The 23,823-nt window shown below is 63.2% G+C and carries 20 protein-coding genes; 10 read left to right on the top strand and 10 right to left on the bottom strand.

What is annotated here, in order from left to right; genetic code table 11:
- The first annotated feature begins 215 nt into the window (after nucleotides 1-215).
- Entirely contained in the window at nucleotides 216-668 is a 453-nt protein-coding gene (locus tag GWL_RS01255; protein WP_008325773.1) for a hypothetical protein, read from the top strand.
- 234 nt (nucleotides 669-902) lie between these two features.
- On the opposite strand, the gene ybiB is transcribed toward GWL_RS01255, so the two are convergent.
- A complete protein-coding gene (ybiB, locus tag GWL_RS01250; protein WP_008325772.1) occupies nucleotides 903-1,937 on the bottom strand; it encodes a DNA-binding protein YbiB in 1,035 nt (344 codons plus the stop codon).
- A 128-nt stretch (nucleotides 1,938-2,065) separates the two neighbouring features.
- Between ybiB and tsaD the strand changes: the two genes are divergently transcribed.
- The gene (tsaD, locus tag GWL_RS01245; RefSeq protein WP_008325771.1) at nucleotides 2,066-3,121 is read left to right on the top strand and encodes a tRNA (adenosine(37)-N6)-threonylcarbamoyltransferase complex transferase subunit TsaD; all 1,056 of its coding nucleotides are present in this window, start codon (nucleotides 2,066-2,068) and stop codon (nucleotides 3,119-3,121) included.
- A gap of 102 nt (nucleotides 3,122-3,223) precedes the next feature.
- Here tsaD and plsY read toward each other — a convergent pair whose 3' ends face one another.
- The 4 genes from plsY to GWL_RS01225 all read right to left on the bottom strand — a co-directional run bounded on the left by plsY (nucleotide 3,224) and on the right by GWL_RS01225 (nucleotide 5,911).
- Complete coding sequence (plsY, locus tag GWL_RS01240; RefSeq protein WP_008325770.1) at nucleotides 3,224-3,841, bottom strand: glycerol-3-phosphate 1-O-acyltransferase PlsY; 618 nt, start codon at nucleotides 3,839-3,841, stop codon at nucleotides 3,224-3,226.
- Between the two features lie 57 nt (nucleotides 3,842-3,898).
- Nucleotides 3,899-4,399, bottom strand: coding sequence for an aminoacyl-tRNA deacylase (locus GWL_RS01235; RefSeq protein ID WP_008325769.1), 501 nt, complete (start codon nucleotides 4,397-4,399; stop codon nucleotides 3,899-3,901).
- A 75-nt stretch (nucleotides 4,400-4,474) separates the two neighbouring features.
- Nucleotides 4,475-5,398, bottom strand: coding sequence for a site-specific tyrosine recombinase XerD (gene xerD, locus GWL_RS01230; RefSeq protein ID WP_008325767.1), 924 nt, complete (start codon nucleotides 5,396-5,398; stop codon nucleotides 4,475-4,477).
- A 9-nt stretch (nucleotides 5,399-5,407) separates the two neighbouring features.
- Nucleotides 5,408-5,911, bottom strand: a complete 504-nt coding sequence (locus GWL_RS01225; RefSeq protein WP_034349693.1) for a methylated-DNA--[protein]-cysteine S-methyltransferase — start codon at nucleotides 5,909-5,911, stop codon at nucleotides 5,408-5,410.
- A 97-nt stretch (nucleotides 5,912-6,008) separates the two neighbouring features.
- On the opposite strand from GWL_RS01225, the gene GWL_RS01220 reads away from it, so the two are divergent.
- Complete coding sequence (locus GWL_RS01220) at nucleotides 6,009-6,659, top strand: VOC family protein (RefSeq protein ID WP_008325764.1); 651 nt, start codon at nucleotides 6,009-6,011, stop codon at nucleotides 6,657-6,659.
- A 509-nt stretch (nucleotides 6,660-7,168) separates the two neighbouring features.
- Here the strand turns inward: GWL_RS01220 and GWL_RS01215 are convergent.
- The 3 genes from GWL_RS01215 to GWL_RS01205 form a co-directional block, all read right to left on the bottom strand.
- The gene (locus GWL_RS01215; protein WP_008325761.1) at nucleotides 7,169-8,449 is read right to left on the bottom strand and encodes a TRAP transporter large permease; all 1,281 of its coding nucleotides are present in this window, start codon (nucleotides 8,447-8,449) and stop codon (nucleotides 7,169-7,171) included.
- Nucleotides 8,446-9,006 carry a TRAP transporter small permease gene (locus GWL_RS01210; RefSeq protein WP_008325756.1) on the bottom strand — a complete coding sequence of 187 codons (561 nt, stop codon included), beginning with the start codon at nucleotides 9,004-9,006 and terminating at the stop codon, nucleotides 8,446-8,448. Before GWL_RS01210 ends, GWL_RS01215 begins: the two co-directional genes overlap by 4 nt.
- A 130-nt stretch (nucleotides 9,007-9,136) precedes the next feature.
- Nucleotides 9,137-10,153 (bottom strand): TRAP transporter substrate-binding protein, encoded by a 1,017-nt coding sequence (locus tag GWL_RS01205; protein WP_008325752.1) that lies wholly within the window; start codon nucleotides 10,151-10,153, stop codon nucleotides 9,137-9,139.
- Between the two features lie 203 nt (nucleotides 10,154-10,356).
- On the opposite strand from GWL_RS01205, the gene GWL_RS01200 reads away from it, so the two are divergent.
- Genes GWL_RS01200 through GWL_RS01190 form a run of 3 tightly spaced genes read left to right on the top strand, consistent with a single transcriptional unit; the run spans nucleotide 10,357 to nucleotide 13,912 of the window.
- On the top strand, nucleotides 10,357-12,384 hold the full coding sequence (locus GWL_RS01200; RefSeq protein WP_034349758.1) for a nitrogen regulation protein NR(II): 2,028 nt from the start codon (nucleotides 10,357-10,359) through the stop codon (nucleotides 12,382-12,384).
- Nucleotides 12,385-12,425: 41 nt separating this feature from the next.
- Entirely contained in the window at nucleotides 12,426-13,016 is a 591-nt protein-coding gene (locus GWL_RS01195) for a response regulator transcription factor (RefSeq protein WP_008325747.1), read from the top strand.
- Nucleotides 13,017-13,021: 5 nt separating this feature from the next.
- Nucleotides 13,022-13,912 carry an AEC family transporter gene (locus tag GWL_RS01190; protein ID WP_008325746.1) on the top strand — a complete coding sequence of 297 codons (891 nt, stop codon included), beginning with the start codon at nucleotides 13,022-13,024 and terminating at the stop codon, nucleotides 13,910-13,912.
- 14 nt (nucleotides 13,913-13,926) lie between these two features.
- Here GWL_RS01190 and queG read toward each other — a convergent pair whose 3' ends face one another.
- Nucleotides 13,927-15,066, bottom strand: coding sequence for a tRNA epoxyqueuosine(34) reductase QueG (gene queG, locus GWL_RS01185; protein WP_008325745.1), 1,140 nt, complete (start codon nucleotides 15,064-15,066; stop codon nucleotides 13,927-13,929).
- Nucleotides 15,067-15,140: 74 nt separating this feature from the next.
- Between queG and tsaE the strand changes: the two genes are divergently transcribed.
- Both tsaE and GWL_RS01175 read left to right on the top strand, forming a co-directional pair.
- On the top strand, nucleotides 15,141-15,626 hold the full coding sequence (gene tsaE / locus GWL_RS01180; RefSeq protein ID WP_034349755.1) for a tRNA (adenosine(37)-N6)-threonylcarbamoyltransferase complex ATPase subunit type 1 TsaE: 486 nt from the start codon (nucleotides 15,141-15,143) through the stop codon (nucleotides 15,624-15,626).
- Nucleotides 15,590-16,951, top strand: a complete 1,362-nt coding sequence (locus GWL_RS01175) for an N-acetylmuramoyl-L-alanine amidase (protein WP_034349690.1) — start codon at nucleotides 15,590-15,592, stop codon at nucleotides 16,949-16,951. Before tsaE ends, GWL_RS01175 begins: the two co-directional genes overlap by 37 nt.
- Before the next feature lie 109 nt (nucleotides 16,952-17,060).
- Here GWL_RS01175 and GWL_RS01170 read toward each other — a convergent pair whose 3' ends face one another.
- The gene (locus GWL_RS01170) at nucleotides 17,061-17,723 is read right to left on the bottom strand and encodes a VTT domain-containing protein (RefSeq protein ID WP_008325737.1); all 663 of its coding nucleotides are present in this window, start codon (nucleotides 17,721-17,723) and stop codon (nucleotides 17,061-17,063) included.
- 525 nt (nucleotides 17,724-18,248) lie between these two features.
- Between GWL_RS01170 and GWL_RS01165 the strand changes: the two genes are divergently transcribed.
- Together GWL_RS01165 and GWL_RS01160 are read left to right on the top strand one after the other, a co-directional pair.
- Nucleotides 18,249-21,272: an EAL domain-containing protein gene (locus tag GWL_RS01165; protein WP_034349686.1), complete on the top strand. Its 3,024-nt coding sequence runs from the start codon at nucleotides 18,249-18,251 to the stop codon at nucleotides 21,270-21,272.
- Between the two features lie 447 nt (nucleotides 21,273-21,719).
- Entirely contained in the window at nucleotides 21,720-23,693 is a 1,974-nt protein-coding gene (locus GWL_RS01160) for a methyl-accepting chemotaxis protein (RefSeq protein WP_008325730.1), read from the top strand.
- The last annotated feature ends 130 nt before the right edge of the window (nucleotides 23,694-23,823 follow it).

The following is a 23,823-nucleotide window of genomic DNA, read 5'->3' as shown; positions in this document are numbered from 1 at the left end:
ACTGCACCAAAGATCGCTGTGGAGACTTGCACATGGACGCTTTCCCATCGGCCGGAAATGCTTGCCGGAACTGCTTCGGCGGGGTGGCGTGCGGCCCGTTGCCGGAGCGATGGCGCAGGCGTTCAAGGCAGTGAGTATAAATCACGTTTGCGGCGTAACTCACCTCGGAAGCAAACGTACCCCGGAAAGCGCTACCTCAAAGTACCTTCGAAATCATGGAAACCGCCAATCAAAAATTCGCCAAGCGCCTGCGCGCAGCGATGGAAAAAGCTGGATACGAACCCAAGCCCGCCGTTCTGGAAAGGGAATTCAATCTGCGTTACTGGGGCAAGCCGATGACCCTGCATGGGGTACGCCGCTGGCTGCTGGGGGAGTCAATGCCCAAGCAGGACAAGCTGGAAACCCTGGCCGAGTGGCTCATTGTCACGCCACAGCATCTGCGCTTCGGCGAAGAACTCAGCAAGCGCATCGACAAGCGTCGCGCCCGCTGGGAAGAAGCCATCGGCTACCGCGAACGCGAAGCCTTCGAGGCGTTCATCAATCTGCCCGCGCCGCAGCGCAAGATCGTCAAGGAAGTGATCTTCGCCTTCTCCCAGCTTGCTATCCAGGCGGCCGAGAAGATCATTCCGGCCGCCAAGACCACCCCGCGTCGTCGATCACGCACCTGAAGACGATCTCACGCTTTCACGCTCGTGCGTAGCGTCGGCTGCATGATTTCCTGACGTTTTCTCCCAGTTTCCCACCTCTCCGAATCACGATCCCGCCCCCCCTGGGATCCTGCTTCTTCGCGTTGTTTTCTTATCGCCGGCCTGTGCAGGATCGGTCCCAAGCCACTGCGCTTGCGCGCGCATCCTGTGAACGTGTCAGCTTCCCGCCTCACGGGATTCTCTGTGGCACATCGTTCACGCGGCAGGCAGGTTGCCTCCCACGCGCGCGGCCACGTCGACACAGTGATCGACCTGCTCGGCGATGGCCTGCGGGACCGGACGGCGGTCTTCCAGCACCTCCATGATCCAGGCTGCGGTCGCAGCGGCGTCCTGTCCATCGGGCAGATCCGGCAGCTCCTCGGCCACGCTCTGTTTCTCCACCAGCACGGTGCGCATGCCGCGACTGAACCAGTCGATGCGCTGGGCCCGCCGCGCATTGGCCACGGTCTCGCCTTCGGTACCGCGCATCAGGAAGGCATCGCCGCGATCATGCGGGGCGGCATGACTGAAGTAGTCGGTCAGCATCTCCAGATATTCCGGATGGGTGTACGACGTCAGACGCAATGCGGGCTGCGCGAACGGCTGCATGATCTTGACCAGTGTGTGGGTGGAATTGCGTACCCCCAGGATGCGACGCAGGTCCAGCAGGCGGGCCACCGCGGGCGCCAGGGCAGCGATCGGGATGAAGGCCGGCAGCCTGGCGGCCATGCGGGCTTCGGCCTCGGCCGCCGACGCCGCATGAGGCACGCCCAGGGCGGTAAAGATCTCGGCGCTGGTCACGCGCTGCGGGTCCTGCGTGACGCCGTGCATGAGCACCGGCACGCCGCGACGCACCAGCAGCAGGCACAGCAACGGGGTCAGGTTGGCCATCTTGCGCGAGCCGTTGTAGCTGGGCAGCACCACCGGTGCATAGGGCCCTGCGGGCGCACGCAAGGGTGTGAAAGAAGCCTCGGCGGCGGCCAGGAAGCCGGCGATCTCGTCGACCGACTCGCCCTTGATGCGCATGGACAGGAGGATGCCACCGAGTTCGAGATCGCTAACGCGCCCCTCGAGCATGGCGGCGTACAGCAATTGCGCATCCTCGCGCGAGAGACTGCGGGCACCGTCCTTGCCGCGTCCGATTTCCTTGATGAAACGGGCGGCGGCGAAGGGGGGCGCTGACGGCAGCGCAGTGCCGGAGGCAGGCTCGACGGCCGCAGCCGGAGCAGGAATGTGGGCATCGTTTGACATGGGCGAAGGGTACACCAAAAGCGCCGGATGCCCCAGCTGCAGCGCTCGTGCGGCGGCTTTCCTTTACAATAGCGCCTTTGCCGCACGGTGCTCCTGCGCTGGTGCGGCGGCTTCATTGAGTGCATCCCATGTTAGTTCTCGGCGTCGAATCTTCCTGTGACGAAACCGGCCTCGCTCTGTACGACACCGAGCGCGGTCTGCTGGCGCATGCCCTGCATTCGCAGATTGCCATGCACCAGGAATACGGCGGTGTCGTCCCCGAGCTGGCCTCGCGCGACCACATCCGCCGCGCCATTCCGCTGCTCACGCAAACTCTGGCCGATGCCGGAGTGCCCGCCACTGACATCGATGCCATCGCCTACACCCAGGGGCCGGGTCTGGCCGGGGCGCTGCTGGTGGGTGCGTCGGTGGCCTGCGCGCTGGGCCTGGCGCTGGACAAGCCGGTGCTGGGCATCCATCACCTGGAGGGTCATCTGCTCTCGCCCCTGCTGGCGAGCAAGCCGCCGCGCTTTCCCTTCATCGCCTTGCTGGTCTCGGGCGGGCATACGCAGTTGATGCGCGTGGATGGCGTGGGGCGTTATGAACTTCTGGGTGAAACTCTGGATGACGCGGCTGGCGAAGCCTTCGACAAGTCGGCCAAGCTGCTGGGACTGGGCTATCCGGGCGGGCCGGCGATTTCGCGCCTGGCCGAGTTCGGCGATCCGAATGCTTATCAATTGCCGCGTCCGATGCTGCACTCCAAGAATCTCGATTTCAGTTTCTCGGGCTTGAAGACGGCGGTACTCACCGTGGTCAAGCAGCACAGCGCAAACATCTGCGAACAGGACAAGGCCAACATCGCGCGCGGTTTCGTCGATGCCATCGTGGACGTGCTGGTGGCCAAGTGCATGACGGCCCTGAAACAGACCAACCTGAAGCGTCTGGTCATCGCCGGCGGCGTGGGTGCCAATGCGCAGCTGCGCGCGGCCCTCGATGCGGCGGCGGCCAAGCGGCGTTATGAAGTCTTCTACCCGGAACTGCAATTCTGCACCGACAACGGTGCCATGATCGCCTTCGCCGGTGCCATGCGCCTGCGTGAGGAGCCGGGTGCGGCGCGCAAGGAATACGGTTTTGGCGTACGCCCGCGCTGGCCGCTGGATGAGTTGCGGCCGCCGCAGCGACAGGAAGACACCACTACTGCCTGAATCACGTAAATTATTTAAACGATATAAGCAAAAAGGGCCGCAATGCAAATTGCGGCCCTTCTTTCCAATCCAATCGGCAGGCTTGCCTGGCCTTGCCTGGCCTTACTTGGCAGCCTTCTTCTTGTCGCCAATGCGGCTTTCCTTGCCCGCCAGCAGGTTGCCGATGTTCTTGCGATGGCGATAGATCAGCAGGGCCGCCATGGCCACCACGGCCAGCAGAATGCCATCGGTAGTACCGAACAACAGGCCGTAGTAGAACGGCGCAAACAGCGCTGCCACCAGCGCCGCCAGCGACGAATAGCGGAAGGCGAAGGCCACCGCCAGCCAGGTCGCCAGCGTCGCCAGGCCCAGCCACGGATCCAGCGCCAGCAGGATGCCCAGTGCGGTCGCCACGCCCTTGCCGCCGACAAAGCGGAAGAACACCGGCCACAGATGGCCCAGGAAGACGGCCAGAGTCACCAGCGCAATGCCGGTATCGTCCACGCCAAACTGCGGACCGAACTTCTGTGCCAGCCACACTGCCAGCCAACCCTTGAAACCGTCACCCAGCAGGGTCAGCGCAGCCGCCTTCTTGTTGCCGCTGCGCAGAACATTGGTCGCGCCCGGATTCTTCGAACCATAGGTGCGCGGGTCGGACAGGCCAAACAGCTTGGAGACCAGCACCGCAAAGGACAGCGAACCGATCAGGTAGGCCGCGAGGGCAAAGAGGATGTTGTACATGAGGAGGGGCTTTCTGTTGTCTCTGTCATTCGGGGGTGGCGGGCAGGTCGCACAGGCTCAGGCTGCGTCGGCCAGTGCACACTGCACCGCCTTGGCCGGCAGCACCTTCAGAATCACGGCCGGATCGATGCCGACCAGAAATCCCCGGCGTCCGCCGTTGATGTAGATCCTGTCGAGTTCGAGGATGGTCGACTCCACATAAACCGGCATGGTCTTGCGCGTGCCGAAGGGCGAGGTGCCGCCGATCAGGAAACCCGAGTGGCGGTTGGCCACTTCCGGCTTGCACGGCTCGACCGACTTGCAGCCAATCTGGCGCGCCAGGTTCTTGGTGGAGACCTTGCAGTCGCCGTGCATGAGCACCAGCAGCGGCTTGGCGGCCTCGTCCTGCATCACCAGGGTCTTGATGACCGCATGCTCGTCCACGCCCAGTTCGCGCGAAGACACCGAGGTGCCGCCGTGCTCCTCGTAATCGTAGGGATGCTCGGTGAAGACCACGCCCTGCTTGCGCAGGAATTGCGTGGCGGGGGTTTCGGAGATGTGTTCTTTCTTGGCGCTCATCGGTGTCTTCCTGACGGCAGGCTGACCGGCGCACAGGCCGGTCGGGCCGTCATGGGCGCACATTATGCCGCAAGATCAGCCGCGGGGGTGATGTGCGGCATGCAGTTGCTTCAAGCGTTCGCGCGCTACATGCGTGTAGATCTGGGTGGTCGAGATGTCGGCATGGCCCAGCAGCAGCTGCACCACGCGCAGGTCGGCGCCATGGTTGAGCAGGTGCGTGGCAAAGGCATGGCGCAAGGTGTGCGGCGACAGACGGACGGTGATGCCGGCCTGGAGCGCGTATTTCTTGATGAGCGTCCAGAACATCTGGCGCGTCATCGGCCCGCCGCGGGCGGTGACGAAGAGCGCATCATCGATCTGCCCCTGCAGGATCTGGCTGCGCGCCTCGGCCAGATAACGCGCCATCCACGCTCCCGCTTCCTCACCGAACGGCACCAGGCGCGTCTTGCTGCCCTTGCCGGTCACGCGCAAGACGCCCTCATTCATGCCGACCTCGATGCTCTTCAAGCTCACCAGTTCCGACACCCGCAAACCGCTGGCATACATCAGTTCGATCATGGCGCGATCGCGCAGACCCAGCGGCGTGGAGACATCGGGCGCTGCCAGCAGCGCCTCCACCTGAGCTTCGGACATGGTCTTGGGCAGGCGCTGCGGCTGGCGTGCCGAGCGCAGCTTCAGGCAAGGATCGGCGGCCACATGGTGCTGCCGCAAGGCCAGCTGGAAAAAGCGCTTCAGGACGGCGAGGCGGCGATTGGACGAGCTGGGCTTGGTGGCATCATGGCGCACGGCGAAGTAGGCGTTGAGGTCTTCGGCCTGCGTGTCGTAGAGCGCCTTGGCACGCTCCTGATAGAGCCAGTGGGCGTACAGGGTCATGTCGCGGCGGTAGGCTTCCAGCGTGTTCTTGGACAGGCCATCTTCCAGCCACAGGGTGTCGCAGAATTCGTCGATGGCCTCGCGGCTCACGGACGGGGCTTCGATCTTTGGTGTGGTGCGTCCCATGCCCGTGCGTCAGTATCCGGTCACGCCTTCGTGGCGCAGCAGCCAGCGCTTGACCTCCAGGTGGAAGCCATCTTCGTCGTCATGATGCGAGAAACCGCCCAGGCCACCTGCGGCCGTCACGCGATGACAGGGAATCACCAGCGGATACCAGTTGGCGCCACAGGCCTGCCCTACCGCGCGCGGTGCGGACTGGATACGCCTGGCAAGCTGCCCATAGGTCAGTACCTGACCGCAGGGGATCTCGGCAATGGCTTGCCAGACACGCTGCTGGAACGCACTGCCGACGGTCTGCAGCGGCAATGCGAAACGATAGCCAGGATCGGCCAGATAATGCGTGATCTGCTGCACCGCCTGCGCGGCCACGGCATCGCTGGCGTCCTGCTCGGCGTAGTGCGGCGGCAGATACACCATCTCCACCAGTGCTCCCGCCCGGGTGCGGATGCCCATGCCGCCGAAGGGCGTGTGCACCACGGCAGAGAACAGAGCGGTCAACGGGGAGTCGGCAGGGGTCATCGGAAAACCGGGCAATCGCGGCAAGGGCCTGGGGCGCCTATTGTAAGCAATTCAGGCACGGGCTTGATACCATCGGGCAAAACTTCCTGGAGACCGCATGACCGCTACCCCCTTGCATACCGCCCCCGACCACCTGGTCGTGACCGCATCCACGCTGGAGGCCGGCATGGCCTGGGTGGAGCAGCGCCTGGGGGTTTCCATGGCGCCGCGCATCGGCGGACAGCATGTGCGGCTGGGTACGCACAATGCCCTGCTGTCGCTGGGCGAAGGGTTCTATCTGGAAGTGATCGCCATCGATCCGCAAGCGCAAACCCCGGACCGCCCACGCTGGTTCGGCATGGATGACTTGCCCGCCGATGCCGCACCGCGTCTGGCGCACTGGGTGGCGCGCACCAGCGATATTGCCGCCGCGGTAGCTGCCAGCCCCATCGCACCCGGTGTCATCGAACCCATGCAGCGGGGCACACTGGACTGGCTCATCACCATTGCTGCCGATGGTGCCCCGGCCTGTGCGGGCGTGATGCCCTCCCTGATCCAGTGGCTCAGCGCAGCGCACCCGGCCAGCGCCCTGCCCGAGTGCGGATGCCGCTTGCAGCAACTGGTCCTGGAACATCCCGCCGCGCAGCAATTGCAGGTGGCCTGGCAGAGCATCGGACTGGCCGATGCACGTATCGTCTTGAAGCAAGCAAAGCACGCCAGCCTGCGTGCTGTGGTGTCCACGCCACAGGGAGCGCGCATATTGGACTGATGTGCCGTCGCCCGATGCAAAAAATATAAACCGTATAAACGATTTATACGACCCATCACGACCACGCCACACCAAGAAAAAAGGCGCATCCGCGGATGCGCCTTCAAAATACTCCTGATGCATTCCCGACCGTTTGAACGGTTTCAATCGAATGCACGTCTCCTCAGTTTCCCGGTATCGATACCGTTTGTTATGCACCACCCGCTTTGTATTCGGTGCTGCCTCGCTGCGCCCGTTCCGATGTGTCGGAGGGGTCACCGGTGAGGCAAGTACATCAACAACTCACTAGAAAAACTTGTTTGCAAAAACTCGATTGCCGGGACGGCAAACACCATCTGCCGATTCAGCAAAGCCCGCACTTTAGCAGCACTTCGTGCCGTTTCAAAGCACTTTTTCAGGGCAAAACCAACATACTTTTCAGCAACTTGACAGACATCTGACGAAATCGGCACCGACCTGGTGCACACCCTCGCGGTGCCGATTTCATCGTCTCATGACGGCATCGCCGATCAGTTGTAGATCAGGTTGGGCAGCCACAGCGACAGGGTCGGCCAGTACGTCACCAGCGCCAGGAAACCGAGCATGGTCAGCAGCCACGGCATGACCGCGACGGTCAGTTCGGTGATGCCCATCTTGGTGATGCCCGAGGCCACGTACAGGTTCAGGCCCACCGGCGGGTGGCACATGCCCACTTCCATGTTGACCACGATGAGGATGCCGAAGTGCACCGGGTCGATACCCAGCTTCATCGCCACCGGGAACAGGATCGGCGCCAGGATCAGCACGATGGACGAAGGCTCCATGACGTTACCGGCCAGCAGCAGCAGCACGTTGACCACCAGCAGGAAGGTGATCGGTCCCAGGCCGGAATCGGTGATCCAGGCAGCCATCGTCTGCGGGATGTTCTCGCTGGTCACCAGGAAGGAGAACAGCACCGCGTTGGTGATGATGTAGAGCAGCATGGCCGACATCGAGGCCGAATCCAGCAGCACCTTGGGGACCTGCTTGAGGCTCATGTCCTTGTAGACGAACACGGCGATGAAGAAGGCGTACACCGCCGCCATGGCCGCCGCTTCGGTCGGCGTGAATACGCCGCTGTAGATGCCGCCCATGACGATGACCACCAGGAACAGGCCCCAGCCACTCTTGCGGAAGGCGGCGCCGCGCTCGGCCCAGGTCGCCTTCTTCAGGCGCGGGTAGTTGTTCTTGCGCGCCAGGAACCAGGTAGTCAGCCCCAGCAGGAAGGCCAGCAGCAGACCCGGCACCACGCCCGCCATGAACAGCTTGCCCACCGAGGTATTGGTGGAGACCGAATACATCACCATCACGATGGAAGGTGGGATCAGGATGCCCAGTGCGCCGGAGGTGGTGATGACACCCGCGCCGAAGCGTTTGGGGAAGCCCTGATTGACCATCGCCGGCAGGATGATGGAACCGATGGCCACCACGGTCGCCGGCGAGGAACCCGAGACCGCCGCGAACAGCGCGCAGGCCAGCACGCCGGCCAGGGCCAGGCCGCCATGCCAGTGGCCGACCATGGACGTGGCGAAGTTGATCATGCGCCGCGCCACCCCCCCATGGGTGAGGAAGTTGCCGGCCAGGATGAAGAACGGAATCGCCATGATCTCGAACTTCTCGATCCCGGTAAACAGCTTCAGAGCCACCGACTGGATAGGCACGTCGGTCATCGTGAAGAGGAAGGTCAGGACAGTCAGGCCCAGCGAGATCGAGATGGGCATCCCGGTCAGCATCAGGGCAAACAGCAAGACGAAAATGATCAGTGCATTCATGCTTTACCTCCGCTGCTTTCTTCGTCCAGACCTTCCACGTGGGCATGGTCATGCTTGGGCAAGTCGCCGGTGCGGTAGAAATTCCACGCGACCTGGAGGAAGCGGAAACACATCAGGTAGGAACCCAGCGGAACGGCCAGATAGACGATCCACATCGGCACCTCCATCACTTCGGAGGTGCTGTCGTGCTGGGCGATGTCGTAGACGAATTCGGCGCCGAAGGTGCCGACGATACCGGTGAAGAGCGCGCCGGCAAACAGGCCGAAGAGCACGAACTTGTTGCGCCACGGCGTGTTCATGCGGTTGATCAGCACGTCGACGCCGACGTGGATGCCGGTGCGCACGCCATAGGCGGCACCGAACTTGGCCATCCACACGAACATGAAGATGCACAGCTCCTGGGCCCAGCTCATGTTGATCTGGATGAGCCGGTCCTGCAGCCAGGGAATATCCAGGCCGGAGGCGTAGCGGTGTACCACCGCCACGAAAATGATGAAGGTGGCCGCGGCCATGAGGAACGCGATCAGCCACTCTTCCAGATGGTCGAGTAACTTCATTGAAGTCTCCTTGCGCCAGCAGGCCGATACCGTAGTGGTATCAGCCCATGACATTGCTTGTTCGGATTGGTCTTGACAGGGAGGCGCCCGCCTGGCTACGCAGGCGGGCGGCCAATGCAGCCGATGATGCTTACTTCTGACCCAGAGCTGCCGCTTCCTTGTTGACGGCGTCGATCAGGTCCTTGCCGATGCGACCGGCCATCTGCTGCTGTACCGGCAGCAGGGCCTTGCGCCATTCAGCCTTCTCGGCGTCGGTGAGACGATAGACGGTGGTCTTGCCGGACTTTTCGACGGCGGCCAGGGCCGCATCATTTTCCTGCTGGGCGATGGCGTTGGCGTACTTGGTGGCATCCTTCATGGCGCCTTCGAGCTGGGTGCGCACGTCGGAGGGCAGACCGTCCCAGAACTTCTTGTTGACGATGACCGCATAGCCCAGGTAACCGTGGTTGGAGACGGTGACGTCCTTTTGCACTTCGTGCATCTTCTGGGTGTACAGGTTCGAGGGCGGGTTCTCGGTACCGTCGACCACGCCGGTCTGCAGGGCCTGGTAGACCTCGGAGAAGGCCAGCACCTGCGGGTTGGCGCCCAGTGCACGCATCTGTGCATCAAGTACCTTGGAGGACTGGATGCGCATCTTCAGGCCACGGAAATCGGACGGATGATGCAGCGGCTTGTTGGCCGACATCACCTTGAAACCATTGTCCCAGTAAGCCAGACCGGTGATGCCCTTGGGCTCCAGCTTCTTGAAGAGGGACTTGCCGATGGGGCCTTCGGTGACGCGATAAAGCACGTCCTTGCTGGGGAAGATGTAGGGCAGGTCGAAGACCTCGAACTCCTTGACGCCCAGCGGACCGAACTTGGCCAGCGACGGCGCCAGCATCTGCACCGCGCCCAGTTGCAGGGCTTCCAGTTCTTCCTTGTCCTTGTACAGGGTGCTGTTGGGATAGACCTCGACCTTCACGCGGCCATGGGTGGCCTTCTCGGCCAGTTCCTTGAAACGCTCGGCAGCCTTGCCCTTGGGCGTGTCGTTGGCCACCACGTGGCTGAACTTGATGATGATGGGCTGCTGCGCGAAGGCGCTGGCAGCCAGGCCGACATTGACGACGGTGGCCGCAGCCAGCGCAAAGACGATGGACTTCAGTTTCATGCTTGTCTCCCCAGTGAGGTTTGAATGATTGTTCGTTCTTCTCGGATATGGCCGGTCTTGATGAGAACCGGATTGTGCCCGCGAATTTTCGCGGCCTCACCAAAGCAGGGCAACTGTGGAAAACCACAATGTCCCGCTGCCTGACCTTCCCGCTGCGCAGGAGGCTGGCGCCGGGCCTGGGGGGCGGCTACACTGGCGGCGTCATGAAAACCGTCCCGCCACCGCCGATCGCTCACCAGCCCGATGCCGCCTCGCAGTTGCAGGCCTCAGGCCGCAAGACGACCATGCGCTGGCTGATCCCCTTCCTGCTGATGTGCCTGTTTCTGGTCACGCTGATCTGGCTGCCGCGCCAGGCCCAGCAGATGGAAGCCAGCGAACGGCTGGAACAGTTGATCGCCGATTCGCTGTGGGTGGAACAGGCGATCCGCTTCCAGTTGAGTCGCGATGACGAGAGCATGCGCATCATCGGCCGCGAGATCATCAATGGCCGCCTGCACCGGGATCATTTCCGCAGCCGCTTGAATGCCCTGCTGCGCAACAACCGCGAGTTCTATCGCGTCACCTGGTTCAATGCCGAGGGGCGAGCGGTGGCCTCCACCGACGATTTCCCTATCGGTCGCAACGATCTCTCGCCCCCTTCGCTGATGACGTCCGACCGCGCGCAGCAGATGCACCGCCCGCTCTACAGCCCGCCGGCCGTGCCGCCCGGCATCGCCGAGCCGATGCTCATGGATTATCACGTGCCGCTGTTTCGCGACAACCATTACATCGGCAGCCTCGTGGCCAGCTACGCAGTGGCGCGCATCCTCAACGAGATGGTGCCGTGGTGGTTCGCGCAGGACAATGAAATCTCGCTCACCGATACCGACGACAATGTCGTGGCCCGCCGCACCTCGGGCGGACCGGGCCTGAACGTCTATACCCACCGGCGCGAACTGGAGCTGCCGGGCCTGACCCTGGTGCTGCATACCAACAGCACCAAGAGCGCCCCCAAGCTCCTGCCCAATCTGCTGGTGGGCTCGGTGATGGTGCTTTCGCTGGGCCTGCTGTGGAGCCTGTGGGCCTTGTGGCGCGACATCAACCGGCGCACCAAGGCCGAGAAGGCCCTGCTCAATGAAGCCGTATTTCGCGCGGCGATGGAAAATTCACTGGTCACCGGCATGCGCGCACGCGACCTGGAGGGCCGCATCACCTACGTCAATCCGGCCTTCTGCAAGATGGTCGGCTTCGCCCCCGAGGAGCTGGTAGGCAAGATCCCGCCCATGCCCTATTGGGCTCCGGAGGCCATGGATGAATACCAGGAGCGCTTCTCCAACGTGCTGGCCGGGCGCGCCACGCCGCAGTTCGAGACCATCTTCCAGCGCCGCGATGGCGAGCGCTTTCCGGTGCTGATCTTCGAGTCGCCGCTGGTGGACCAGGATGGCCGGCAGACCGGCTGGATGGGCTCCATCCTCGACATCTCCGAACGCAAGCGCGCCGAAGACCTCAACCGCACCCAGGAAGAAAAGCTGCAGGCCAGCGCCCGCCTGGCCAGCATGGGCGAGATCGCCTCGACCCTGGCCCACGAGCTGAACCAGCCGCTGGCGGCCATCTCCAGCTATACCACCGGGGCGCTGAACATGATGCAGCAGGGCCAGGCCGATCCCAAGGCGCTGCAACCTGCGCTGGAGAAGATCCATGCCCAGGCCCAGCGGGCCGGCCATGTGATCCGCAGCGTGCACCAGTTCGTCAAGAAGCGCGAACCGGCGCGCCAGCGACTGCAGATCCGGCAACTGGTGGAGAACGTGGCGCCGCTGGTCGAATTGCAGGCGCAACAGTTCTTCGTGGTGCTGCAGTGGCAGGTCCCCAAATCGTTGCCGCCCGTGCTGGGCGACCAGGTGCTGCTGGAACAGGTGCTCCTGAACCTGACCCGCAACGGCATCCAGGCCATGGCCGCCGTGCCGTCGGCGCGCCGCATCCTGCGCGTGAGCGCCGAGCTGACCCGCAATGACGATGGTGCAGAATCGGTCACGGTGTCGGTGATCGACCAGGGGCACGGGATTGCCGAGGACGTAGCGGCGCGCCTGTTCTCGCCCTTCTTCTCGACCAAGGCCGAGGGCATGGGCATGGGTCTGAACATCTGCCGCACCACCATCGAATTCCACGGCGGCACGCTCACTTACACCGATAACCCGGCAGGCGGTACAATCTTCCGGTTTTCGCTGCCTGCCCAACGCACGCAGCCACAATAACGAGACGCCTTCTCCACTCTGGAATCCCCGCCCGCATACCGATGCTGCACATAGTCGACGACGAAGAAATCATCCGCGATTCGCTGACCTGGCTGGCGCGCTCGCGCAACATCGCTGCCGTCGGCTACGAGAGCGGCACTGCCGTATTGGCCGCGCTGACCCATGCCACCGGGATCGATGCCGAGGGCGAATGCCTGCTGCTGGACGTGCGCATGCCCGGCACCAGCGGCGTGGCGCTGTTCAACGAACTCAAGACCAAGGGGCTGCTGCACCGGCGCCCGGTGATCTTCCTGACCGGTCATGGCGATGTGCCCATGGCGGTCGATATGCTCAAGAACGGCGCCTTCGATTTCTTCGAGAAGCCCTTCAATGACAACCAGCTGATGGATCGCGTGCTGGAAGCCCTGGAAAGCTCGCGCGCCGGTGGTGCCGAAGATGCCGTGCAGAGCCGCCTGGCGGCGCTTTCGGCGCGTGAACGCGAAGTGCTGGACCTGATCCTGGCCGGCAAGATGAACAAGGTCATTGCCGATGAACTGGGCATCAGCATGCGTACCGTGGAAGTCCATCGCGCCCACATCTTCGACAAGATGAACGTCAAGACCGCCGTCGAACTGGCGCGGCTGCTGAAGTAAGCGCTGTGGAAATCCTCAACCTCCTGCTGCCCGACTTCAGCCTCATCGTGCTGGGCGTACTGGTCTATCGTCTCTCCAACTGGGGCGACGAATTCTGGGCAGGCATGGAAAAGCTGGTCTACTTCATCCTCTTCCCTGCCCTGCTGTTCTATTCCACGGCGCGCCTGAAGGTCGACCTCTCGGTCACCGGCGGCATGGTGCAGACCGGCGTGAGCTCGCTGCTGGTGGGCATCGCGCTGACCTGGCTGGGCAAACCCCTGTTGCGTGCCACGCCCATGACCTACGAGTCGGGCATGCAGTGCGCCTATCGCTTCAACTCCTATATCGCCCTGGCACTGGCCACCCGCATGGCCGGCGAGGAAGGTGCGGGCCTGATGGCCATCCTGCTGGGCTTTGGCGTGCCCCTTTGCAATATCGCCGCAGTGCATGCGCTGGCCGCGAAAAACAGCAACCTGCTGCGCGAGCTGGCCCGCAATCCCTTGCTGGTGGCGACCGCTGGCGGCCTGACGTTTTCTGCACTGGGCCTGCATCTGCCGGAAGCGGCCAGCGTGGTGCTCTCGCGCCTGGGTGCCGCCTCCATCGCCCTGGGTCTGCTGATGGTCGGAGCCGGGCTGCGCCTGTCGGGATTGAAGGAGAGCAAACCGGTGGTGGCCTGGTTCATCGTGATCAAGCTCTTCGCCGTGCCGTTGACCGCCTATGTGGTCGGCATGCTGTTGCACCTGCCGCCGTTGCAGTGGCGCATCGTGGTGCTGTTCTGCAGCCTGCCCACCGCCTCCAGCGCCTACATCCTGGCTGCGCGCATGGGCGGCAACGGTCCCTTCACGGCCTTCCTCATTTCACTCGGAACCATGCTCTCGGCGCTGACCATCCCGATCTGGCTGGCGCTGGTGCACTGATAGGCCGACGCGCGCTAGGTGATACCGTGGCGTGCCAACGCCCAGGCCACATGCTCGGCCACCAGCGCCGAGGGATGCCCCTGGCGGGCACGCAAGGCCGCCACGATGGCGGCATCCCCCCGATGCGAAGCGACCGCGGCGGCATTGCCCAGGCCCACGGCCAGGTTGCGCAGCCAGCGTTCGTGACCAATGCGGCGAATGGCGCTGCCTTCGGTATTTTTCAGGAATTCTGCTTCGCTCCAGCCGAACAGGTCGACCAGGCTGGCGCTATCGAGTCCGTGGCGCGGGTCGAAGTCTGGCAGACTGGCGCGCTGGGCGAACTTGTTCCAGGGACAGTAGAGCTGGCAGTCGTCGCAGCCGTAGATGCGATTGCCGATCAGCGGGCGCAGCGCTTCCGGGATGCTGCCCTTGAGTTCGATGGTGAGGTAGGAAATGCAGCGTCGCGCATCCAGTTCGTAAGGGGCGACGATGGCGCCCGTCGGACAGGCCGTGATGCAGGCGCTGCATTGGCCGCAATGCGACGTGACCGGATCATCCACCGGCAGCGGCAGGTCGGTCAGCATCTCGCCCAGGAAGAACATCGAACCGGCCTCCCGGTGCAGCAAGAGCGTGTGCTTGCCGCGCCAGCCCAGCCCGGCCTTCTCGGCCAGGGCCACTTCCATGACCGGGGCCGAATCGGTGAAGACACGATACCCGAAGGCACCGATGCGCCCCTCGATGCGGGTCGCCAACTGCTGCAGGCGCGCGCGCAGGACCTTGTGGTAGTCGCGTCCGCGCGCATAGATCGAGACCTGGGCCGCCGCAGGATCGGCACTGCGCGCCTCTTCGCGGGCGCGCCAGTCGGGCGGTTCGGACCGGGCGGGGTCGACGGCGGCCGGCAGATAGGGCATGCGCACGCTGACCACGCGCACCGTACCGGGCACCAGTTCGGCCGGCCGCGCGCGTTTCATGCCGTGGCTTGCCATATAATCCATCTCGCCGTGATACCCCTTGTCCAGCCAGGCTTGGAAGCCCGCTTCGCGGTGTGACAGATCGACGTCGGCAATGCGCACGTCGGCAAACCCCAGCTCGCGGCCCCAGCGCTTGATGGTCGCGGCCAGCGCCGCCAGGAAGGCGGGATCAGCAAGATCGACGGGTGTAGAGTCGGACGACATGCGGCATTGAACCTTGAAACCAGTATCTTGTAACTTGTAACGAACCATCCCGGATGACCCAGAACAGCATGACGATGCAGCGACTCCATCTCCACCTGCCCGACGAAACCGCCACCGCACGACTGGGCGCCGACCTGGCGCAGGTGCTGGTGCCGGGCCTGGCCATCTACCTGCACGGCGACCTGGGCGCGGGCAAGACCGCGCTCACGCGGGCCCTGCTGCATGCGGCGGGCTATCAGGGACGCGTCAAGAGCCCGACCTACACGCTGGCGGAGCCCTATGAAGTTTCCTTCGCAGGCCGCATGGTAACAGTCATCCACTTCGATCTGTACCGCATGGCCAGCCCGGAGGAATTTCTCGATGCCGGTTTTCGTGAACATTTCAGCGAAAACTCCGTCTGTATCGTCGAATGGCCTGAAAAGGGCGATCCGGTGTTGCCGCCACCGGACATACACGTCAACCTGTCGCTTGCAGGGGACGGTCGTGATGTAGAATTGCGTGCGTTGTCCGACAAGGGTCATCAATGCCTCGCTCGACTGAAATTCGCTCCCAACCTGTGAAGTCCAAAACCCGCCGCACCATCATCAAAGCCGGCGGCGCCCTGTTCGTCTCCGTCGTCACTCCCCTGCCCGCCCTGGCCTCGCAGATCCTGGCCGTGCGCGTCTGGCCGTCCGAGGATTACACCCGGGTCACGCTGGAAAACGACAGCAATCTCAAGGTCACCCACTTCGTGGTCAAGAACCCGGAACGCCTGGTGGTGGACATCGAGGGCATCGACTTGAACAGCACCCTGAAGGACCTGGTTGCCAAGATCCAGCCCAACGATCCTTACATCAGGCAGGTACGCGTCGGCCAGAACCGCCCCAGCGTGGTGCGGCTGGTGTTCGACCTGAAGGACGAGATCAAGCCGCAGGTCTTCACCCTGGCCCCGGTGGGCGAGTACAAATATCGTTTCGTCATCGACCTGTATCCGGCCAACCCGCCCGATCCGATTGCCGCCCTGATCCAGAAGGGCGACTGGAACAAGGAAACCCCGGCCACTGCGCCCCTGGCACAAGGCCCGGCGACGCCGGCCAAACCCGATCCGGCCCCGCTGGCCGAGCTCAAGCCTCCGCCGGAAGACAAGAACGAGCGCAACCCCAAGGTGGTGCAGGACGAGCCGCGCATGCAGCTTACCCGCATGATCACCATCGCACTGGACCCCGGCCACGGCGGCGAAGACCCCGGCGCCACCGGTGCGCGCGGCAACCGCGAGAAGGATGTGGTGCTCTCCATCGCCAAGCGCTTGAAGCGCAAGATCGAGCAATATCCCAACATGCGCGTCATGCTCACCCGCGACGCCGACTTCTTCGTGCCGCTGGGTCAGCGCGTGGTCAAGGCCCGCAAGGTACAGGCTGACCTGTTCGTCTCCATCCATGCGGATGCCTTCGTGCAACCGACCGCGCGCGGCTCCTCGGTGTTCGCCCTGTCGGAAAAGGGCGCCAGCTCCACGGCGGCGCGCTGGCTGGCCAACAAGGAAAACTCCGCCGACCTCATTGGCGGCGTCAACATCAAGACCCACGACCGCCAGCTGGCCAGCGTGCTGCTGGACCTGTCGACCACCGCCCAGATCAACGACAGCCTGCGTGTGGGCAATGCGGTGTTGAAGGAAATCGGCGGCATCAACAAGCTGCACAAGGGAATGGTGGAACAGGCCGGCTTTGCCGTGCTCAAGGCACCGGACATCCCCAGCATCCTGATCGAGACCGCCTTCATCTCCAATCCGGAAGAAGAAGCCAAGCTCACCGACGAGCACTACCAGGACAAGATGGCCGACGCCATCCTGACCGGTATCCGCAACTACTTCGCCAGGAACCCGCCGCTGGCCAAGAACCGGATGACCTGAGTCTTGGCCCTTGCCGGCAGGCCATGAAAAAACCCGGCGCTGCCAGCAGGCCGGGTTTTTCTTTGGGTGTCGCAGGCTCTGCGGACTGGCGTAACAGTCCCTCGGGACATCAGGCGTTGCTGACCTTGCGCTTGCCGCGCAGCTTGCGCCAGAGCTGCCACAACGCCCCCAGCACGATGGGGAAAATCGCAGCGACCATGCCGATGAGGACCAGCGTATTGAGGTTCTCCTGTACCAGCGGGATATTGCCGAACAGGTAGCCCAGCACCACCAGACTGACCACCCAGAGGAAGGCGCCAAGTACGTTGAAGAGCTGGAAGCGGCCAAAGTGCATGGCCGACACGCCGGCGATGAAGGGCGCGAAAGTACGCACGATGGGGGTGAACCGGGCGATCACGATGGTCTTGCCACCGTGCTTTTCGTAGAAGGCGTGGGTCTTGCGCAGGGCGTCGGGATTGAGCCAGCGGTAGTTATGGGTATAGACGCGTTGTCCAACCCAGCCGCCGATCCAGTAATTGAGCGTATTGCCGGACACCGCCGCGGCCACCAGCAGCCCCATGAGCAGCCAGATATCCATGGCCCCCAGAGCACAGAAGGTGCCGGCGATGAACAGCAGCGAATCACCCGGCAGGAAAGGCAGCACCACCAAACCGGTCTCACAGAACACGATCAGGAACAACACGGCATAAATGAGCGGGCCGTACTGCTCGATCAGGACGCCCAGATATTTGTCCACGTGCAACAGCACGTCCAGCCACTGCAGATAATCCATAAAGCCCAATCGTTGGTGATTCATCAAGGCCGGGACTCCCCATCGCCACGCGGCCGGATATACCCCGCAAGCAGTGTCCGCCGGGGCTCTATCGCGCAGGCGAAGCGATCATCCACGCCTGCGCAGGCATCATACAGCACTCGCCCCGGCCAGACTCAAGAAGCTGGCCGCGCTGTCGATAAAATCCTTGAAGGAAACTTCTCCCGCACCAATCCTCACGCAAGATCGCAGGCCTGTTGCACTGCGCCTGCGGTGGATGCACGAGAACGCACAAGGGGAAGGATTTGGCATATGATCAAGTCAGATTCCTTCAGATTTCGTGTGCACTATATGCACTAGGAGACATAATTTGCCTGTTCCGGAGCCGGGGCTCCCGGCTGCGCGGCAGACAGGACGGGGCTGACGGACGAGGTCCATCGCGCCCGCCGGGGGCAGGCGAAAAGCCGGAGGAACCGGGACAATGCAACTCCGCACTGCATGAGGCAAGACGCACCAGGCGTCATTACCGGCCAGAGGGGGCGCTGTATGGGGAGCCAGAGGTCATTGGTGGGCCAGTTCGAGCAGCCGTCGCAGTCGCTGGGAGACCACCAGCGCCTGCGCGAGGATGAACGCGAAGCGCTGCTGGGCGCCTTGTGGCGTTCCATGGCCATTCTCGAATTTGCGGCTGATGGCACCATCCTGGATGCCAACGACAATTTCCTGTCCATGCTGGGCTACCAGCGTCATGAAGTCATCGGCCAGCCGCACCGCATGCTGTGCGATCCCGCCTATGCCGACAGCGACGGATACCAGCATTTCTGGCAGCACCTGCGCCAGGGTGAAGTGATTGCCGGCACCCTGCAACGCCGCCGCATCGACGGGACCCTGGTCTGGCTGGAAGCCTTGTGCAGTCCCATCCTGGACGGCAGCGGCCAGTTGCTGAAGGTGATCTCGGCGGCCTCCGACATCAGTTCCCACATCGATGACTCGCACCACAGCAACAACGTCCTCAGCGCCCTGAACCGCTCGCTGGGCGTCATCGAGCTCTCCCCCGAAGGCAGGATCCTGGCGGCCAATCGCAACTATCTCAAGACCATGGAATACCTGGCCGAGGATCTCATCGGCCAGCCGCACAGCCTGCTCTGCCCGTCCGATTACGCCGCCGGCGAGCAATATACCGCCTTCTGGCACGATGTCAGCAACGGCCGCTTCTTCTCGGGCCGCTTCCCGCGCCGCACCCGCAGCGGACGCACGATCTGGTGGGAAGCCACCTATTCGCCCCTGCTCGATCCGCAAGGGCAGCTCGAACGGGTGATCTGCATCGGCAACGACGTGACCTATCGCGTCACCCGCGAAAAGAGCGACCGCGAACACCTGCACCTGCTCTCGCTGGGCATCAACGAGACCGACAACGCGGTGCTCATCACCGACGAGCAGAACCGCATCGTCTTCCACAACACCGGCTTTACCCGCATGCTGGGCTTCCAGAGCCAGCAGACCATCGGCAAGCTGCCGCGCGAGCTGTTTGCCGACCATCCGACCTTCGTCAAGTCGATAGAACGCTGTCACGGCGAACTGCTGCAGGGACACAGCTTCCACACCGAGGAACTGATCCACGATTTCCACGAACAGCCGGTATGGATCTCGGCCGTGGTCAATCCCATCCTGGATGGAGAGGGCAAGCTCATCAATGCCGTCTGCGTGATGACCGACATCACCAATACCAAGGTCCACGAAGTCCTGCAGTACCGGGTGCTCAACGCCATGGCGCGGGATTGCTCCTTGCCCGAGCAGATGAACCTGCTGTGCGAGGAAGTGGAGCGGGTCGCGCCCGAGGTGATCGCCTCGGTGCTGCGCGTGGACGAACAGGGCCGCCTGCACACCCTGGCCGCCCCCAGCCTGCCGGAGGGCTACACACGCGCCATCGAAGGCATCCAGATCGGTCCGCTGGTGGGGTCCTGCGGCAGCGCCGCCTATACCGGTGAGAGCGTGGTCTCGGAAGACATCGCCACCGATGCGCACTGGGCCGACTACAAGGAGCTGGCACTGGGCCATGGCCTGCATGCCTGCTGGTCGACCCCGATCAAGTCGGCCGATGGCAAGGTCATCGGCACCTTCGGCTTCTACTATCGTCAGCCACGCCAGCCCACGGCCTTCCATCACCTGCTGGTCGATGCCGGCCTGCACCTGTGCGCGCTGGCCATCGAGCGCGAAGCCTCGCGCGCGCGCATTCATCAACTGGCTTTCTACGATTCGCTGACCAGTCTGCCCAATCGCAGTCTGCTGCTGGTGCAGGCCGGCCAGGCAATTGCGGCAGCCGAACGCAACCGCAGCACGGTGGCGGTGATGTTCATCGATCTGGACCGCTTCAAGCAGGTCAATGATTCACTGGGCCACCAGGCCGGCGACGAACTGCTGCGCACGGTAGCGACCCGCCTGCAGTCGCAGGCACGGCGCTCGGACATCGTGGGCCGGCTCTCGGGCGACGAGTTCGTGGTGGTACTGACCCAATACGACACCGACCACCTCACCGAAGTGGTCAAGCGCATCCAGGAACGCCTGGCCATGCCCTGCCACATCAACGGCACCCCCTTGAATCCTTCGGCCAGCATCGGCGTGGCGATCTACCCCGACAACGGCCACGACATCGAGACCCTGCTGCATCGCGCCGACATCGCCATGTACCAGGCCAAGGCCGTCAACCGGGGGCGCTTCAGTTTCTTCAGCGAGGAGATGAACAGCCTCGCCCAGGAACGCCTGGCCCTGGAAAGCGCACTGCGGGACGCCCTGCGCGGCGGCCGCTTCGAACTGCACTTCCAGCCCCAGATCAAGCTGCACGACCTGAGCCTGCATGGCGTGGAAGCCCTGGCGCGCTGGCACGATCCGCAACTGGGGCAGATTTCCCCGGGGCGTTTCATCCCGATTGCCGAGGAATGCGGGCTCATCGGCGAACTGGGCAAGTGGGCGCTCGAAGAAGCCTGCTTCCAGCTCTCCGACTGGCGGCGGCGCGGCATCCAGGTGCCGTCGGTCTCGGTAAACCTCTCGGCCACCAATTTCCACGACCTCGACCTGCCGCAATTTCTCACCGGCCTGCTGCGCCGCTACAGCCTGGCGCCTACCGACCTGACCCTGGAAATCACCGAAACCGTGCTCATGGATACCAACCCCAGCACCAACCAGACCATCGCCGCCGTGCATGCGCTGGGTATTCCGCTGGCCATGGATGACTTCGGCACCGGCTATTCCAGCCTGGGCTACCTGCGCAAGCTGCCGGTCTGCGAACTCAAGCTGGACCAGAGCTTCGTGCGCGACATGGCCAAGGACGAAGCGGTCAGCGCCCTGACCAATGCCGTCATCCGCATCGGCGAAAGCCTCAAGCTCATCGTGGTGGCCGAAGGCGTGGAAGACGCCGAGCAGTACCGCCTGCTGGTCAGCCAGGGATGCGACGTGGCGCAGGGCTATTATTTTTCGCGGCCGATGTCGGCCGATCAACTGGAGCACTGGGTGCGCGACTACCGCAGCAGCCCGGTACCGACGGAACATGGAAGCACACCTGTGAAGGGAATCTGAGCGCCAGGGAAAGCGGCAAGGGCAAGGGAGACCGGGAATCTCATGCCAAAAAAGCACTTTCCCGCTGGAAAAACAACAGCACAGTTACATGTGGGCGCAAACATTCGAAGTATTTTGATCTGCCGCAAAAAGCTGACGATATACTGACGGCCTCCCCCGCAAGTACCGTGATTTCAGCATGAACGTTGGACCTCCACCAAGGTGGCTCATGACGTTTTCGACCCAGTGGCATTGCCGTTTCGGCAATCCGATACAGCAAGTCAGCCCGTTGGCCTGACTCTCATCGGTTCGCAGGCACAGTGCTGCAGGACGTTCCGTACGACGGAAACAAGGAGGGCTGACGCTGGCGAGATGAACACGCAGGCAGTCGTCGTCATCGCTCCCCGGATGGTTTCTGGTTCGGTATTTGTTTTTCCATATTCTTTGACTTCAAGAACAACAACACCCATGGCCAATGCAATGTCTGGTGCGCGCGGCGCATCCCTTTTCCACCGTTCGGTCGGTGCAAAACTGACTGCCATGACGGTGGCCCTGGTGGGCATCGTCTTCGTGATCGCCCTGATACTGATCACCTATTCCGCCTCGCGCATGGTGGAAAGTCGCTCCATCGAACAGATGGGCAACGATGCGCGCGGCGTGGCCAACATGGTCGGCATCTTCGACCGCTCCGTGAACAGCCAGGTGGACCGCTTCTCCACCATGTTCGACAAGGAATTCGGCAAGCTGACGCTGGACGAAAGTCGCACCGTACAGATTGGCGACCGTGCCACGCCGGTGCTGTCCAACGATGGTCGTGATCTGAACCTGGACTTCTCCATCCCCGACCGCTTCACCGCCAACACCGGCGTCACCGCCACCATCTTCGCCAAGACCGGTGACGACTTCGTGCGCATCTCCACCTCGGTGAAGAAGGAAAACGGCGACCGCGCCGTCGGCACCCTGCTCGACCGCGCCCATCCCGGCTATGCGGCGCTGAAGGCCGACAAGACCTACAGCGGTCTGGCCACGTTGTTCGGCAAGCAGTACATCACCAAGTACGTGCCCATCAAGAACGAGGCCGGCCAGATCATCGGCGTGCTCTACGTGGGCATCGACATCTCGGCCGACGTGAAGGCCCTGAAGGATCAGATCAAGTCCCTCAAGATCGGCGAGACCGGCAACTTCTACGCCCTCAATGGCCGCCAGGGCAAGGATCAGGGCGTGATGATTGCCGGTGCCCCGCGCGAGGGCAAGGAAGAAGGCGGCAACCTGATCGAGGCCAAGGATGCCGGCGGCGATACCTACATCAAGACCATGGTGCAGCAGAAGGAAGGGCAGCTGCGCTATACCGGCAGCGATGGCCGCAAGAAGATCGCCGTCTTCACCCACTATGCGCCGTGGAACTGGGTCATCGTCGGTGAAGCGGCGGTCGATGAGATCACCCACGAAGTCAACTCCATGCGCAATCTCTATATCGGCCTGGGTCTGCTGTTCCTGGCGGTGCTGGGGGCGATCCTGACGGTGGTGATCAACCGCATGATCACGCGCCCGCTGGATGCGGTGTGCGATGCCGCTGATCGCATCGCCGGTGGCGACCTGACCACCCGCCTGCACGTGCACAGCAGCGACGAGATCGGTCGCCTGATGGGCGCCTTCAACGGCATCAGCATGGGCCTGTCGGAAGTGGTTTCCAGCGTGCGCGCCGGTACCGAAGAGATCAACACCGCCGCCAGCGAGATCGCCGCCGGCAACCTCAATCTGTCCTCGCGCACCGAGCAGCAGGCCGGCGCCCTGGAAGAAACCGCCTCGGCCATGGAAGAGCTGACCTCGACCGTGAAGCAGAATGCGGCCAACGCGGTTCAGGCTGATGAGCTGGCCGGTTCCGCCTCGGACGTGGCCAGCCACGGTGGCGAAGTGGTCGGCCAGGTGGTGCAGACCATGGATGCCATCAACAGCTCTTCGCAACGCATCGTCGACATCATCAGCGTGATTGATGGCATCGCCTTCCAGACCAATATCCTGGCCTTGAATGCCGCTGTGGAAGCGGCGCGCGCCGGTGAACAGGGCCGCGGCTTCGCCGTGGTGGCCACCGAAGTGCGTACGCTGGCCCAACGCAGCGCATCGGCCGCCAAGGAAATCAAGGAACTGATCGACGCCTCGGTACAGACCGTGGCCGGTGGCGGACAGCTGGTGGCCCAGGCCGGCAACACCATGAACGACGTGGTGGCCAGCGTGCAACGCGTCTCCACCGTCATCAGCGAGATCACCACGGCCAGCCGCGAGCAGAGCGAAGGCATTGACCAGATCAACCGCGCCATCGCCCAGATGGATGAGAGCACCCAGCAGAACGCGGCCCTGGTGGAACAGGCTGCTGCCGCAGCCCAATCGCTGCAGCAGCAGGCTGAACGCCTGGCGGCAGCGGTGAGCACCTTCCGCGTGTAAATCATTTATATCGTTTTCAGCGTGGTGATTGACTGATTGCCGCGCAGAAAAAACGCATGGCACAACCACCCTCGAAGCCGCCTCCGGGCGGCTTCGTCACATCCGGCCTGCGGCGTCGGCAGGTATAATC

The organism is Herbaspirillum sp. GW103 (genome assembly GCF_000261365.1).
In the GTDB taxonomy this organism is placed as follows: Bacteria; Pseudomonadota; Gammaproteobacteria; order Burkholderiales; family Burkholderiaceae_D; genus Herbaspirillum.
This window is presented reverse-complemented; position numbering and strand designations above follow the sequence as displayed.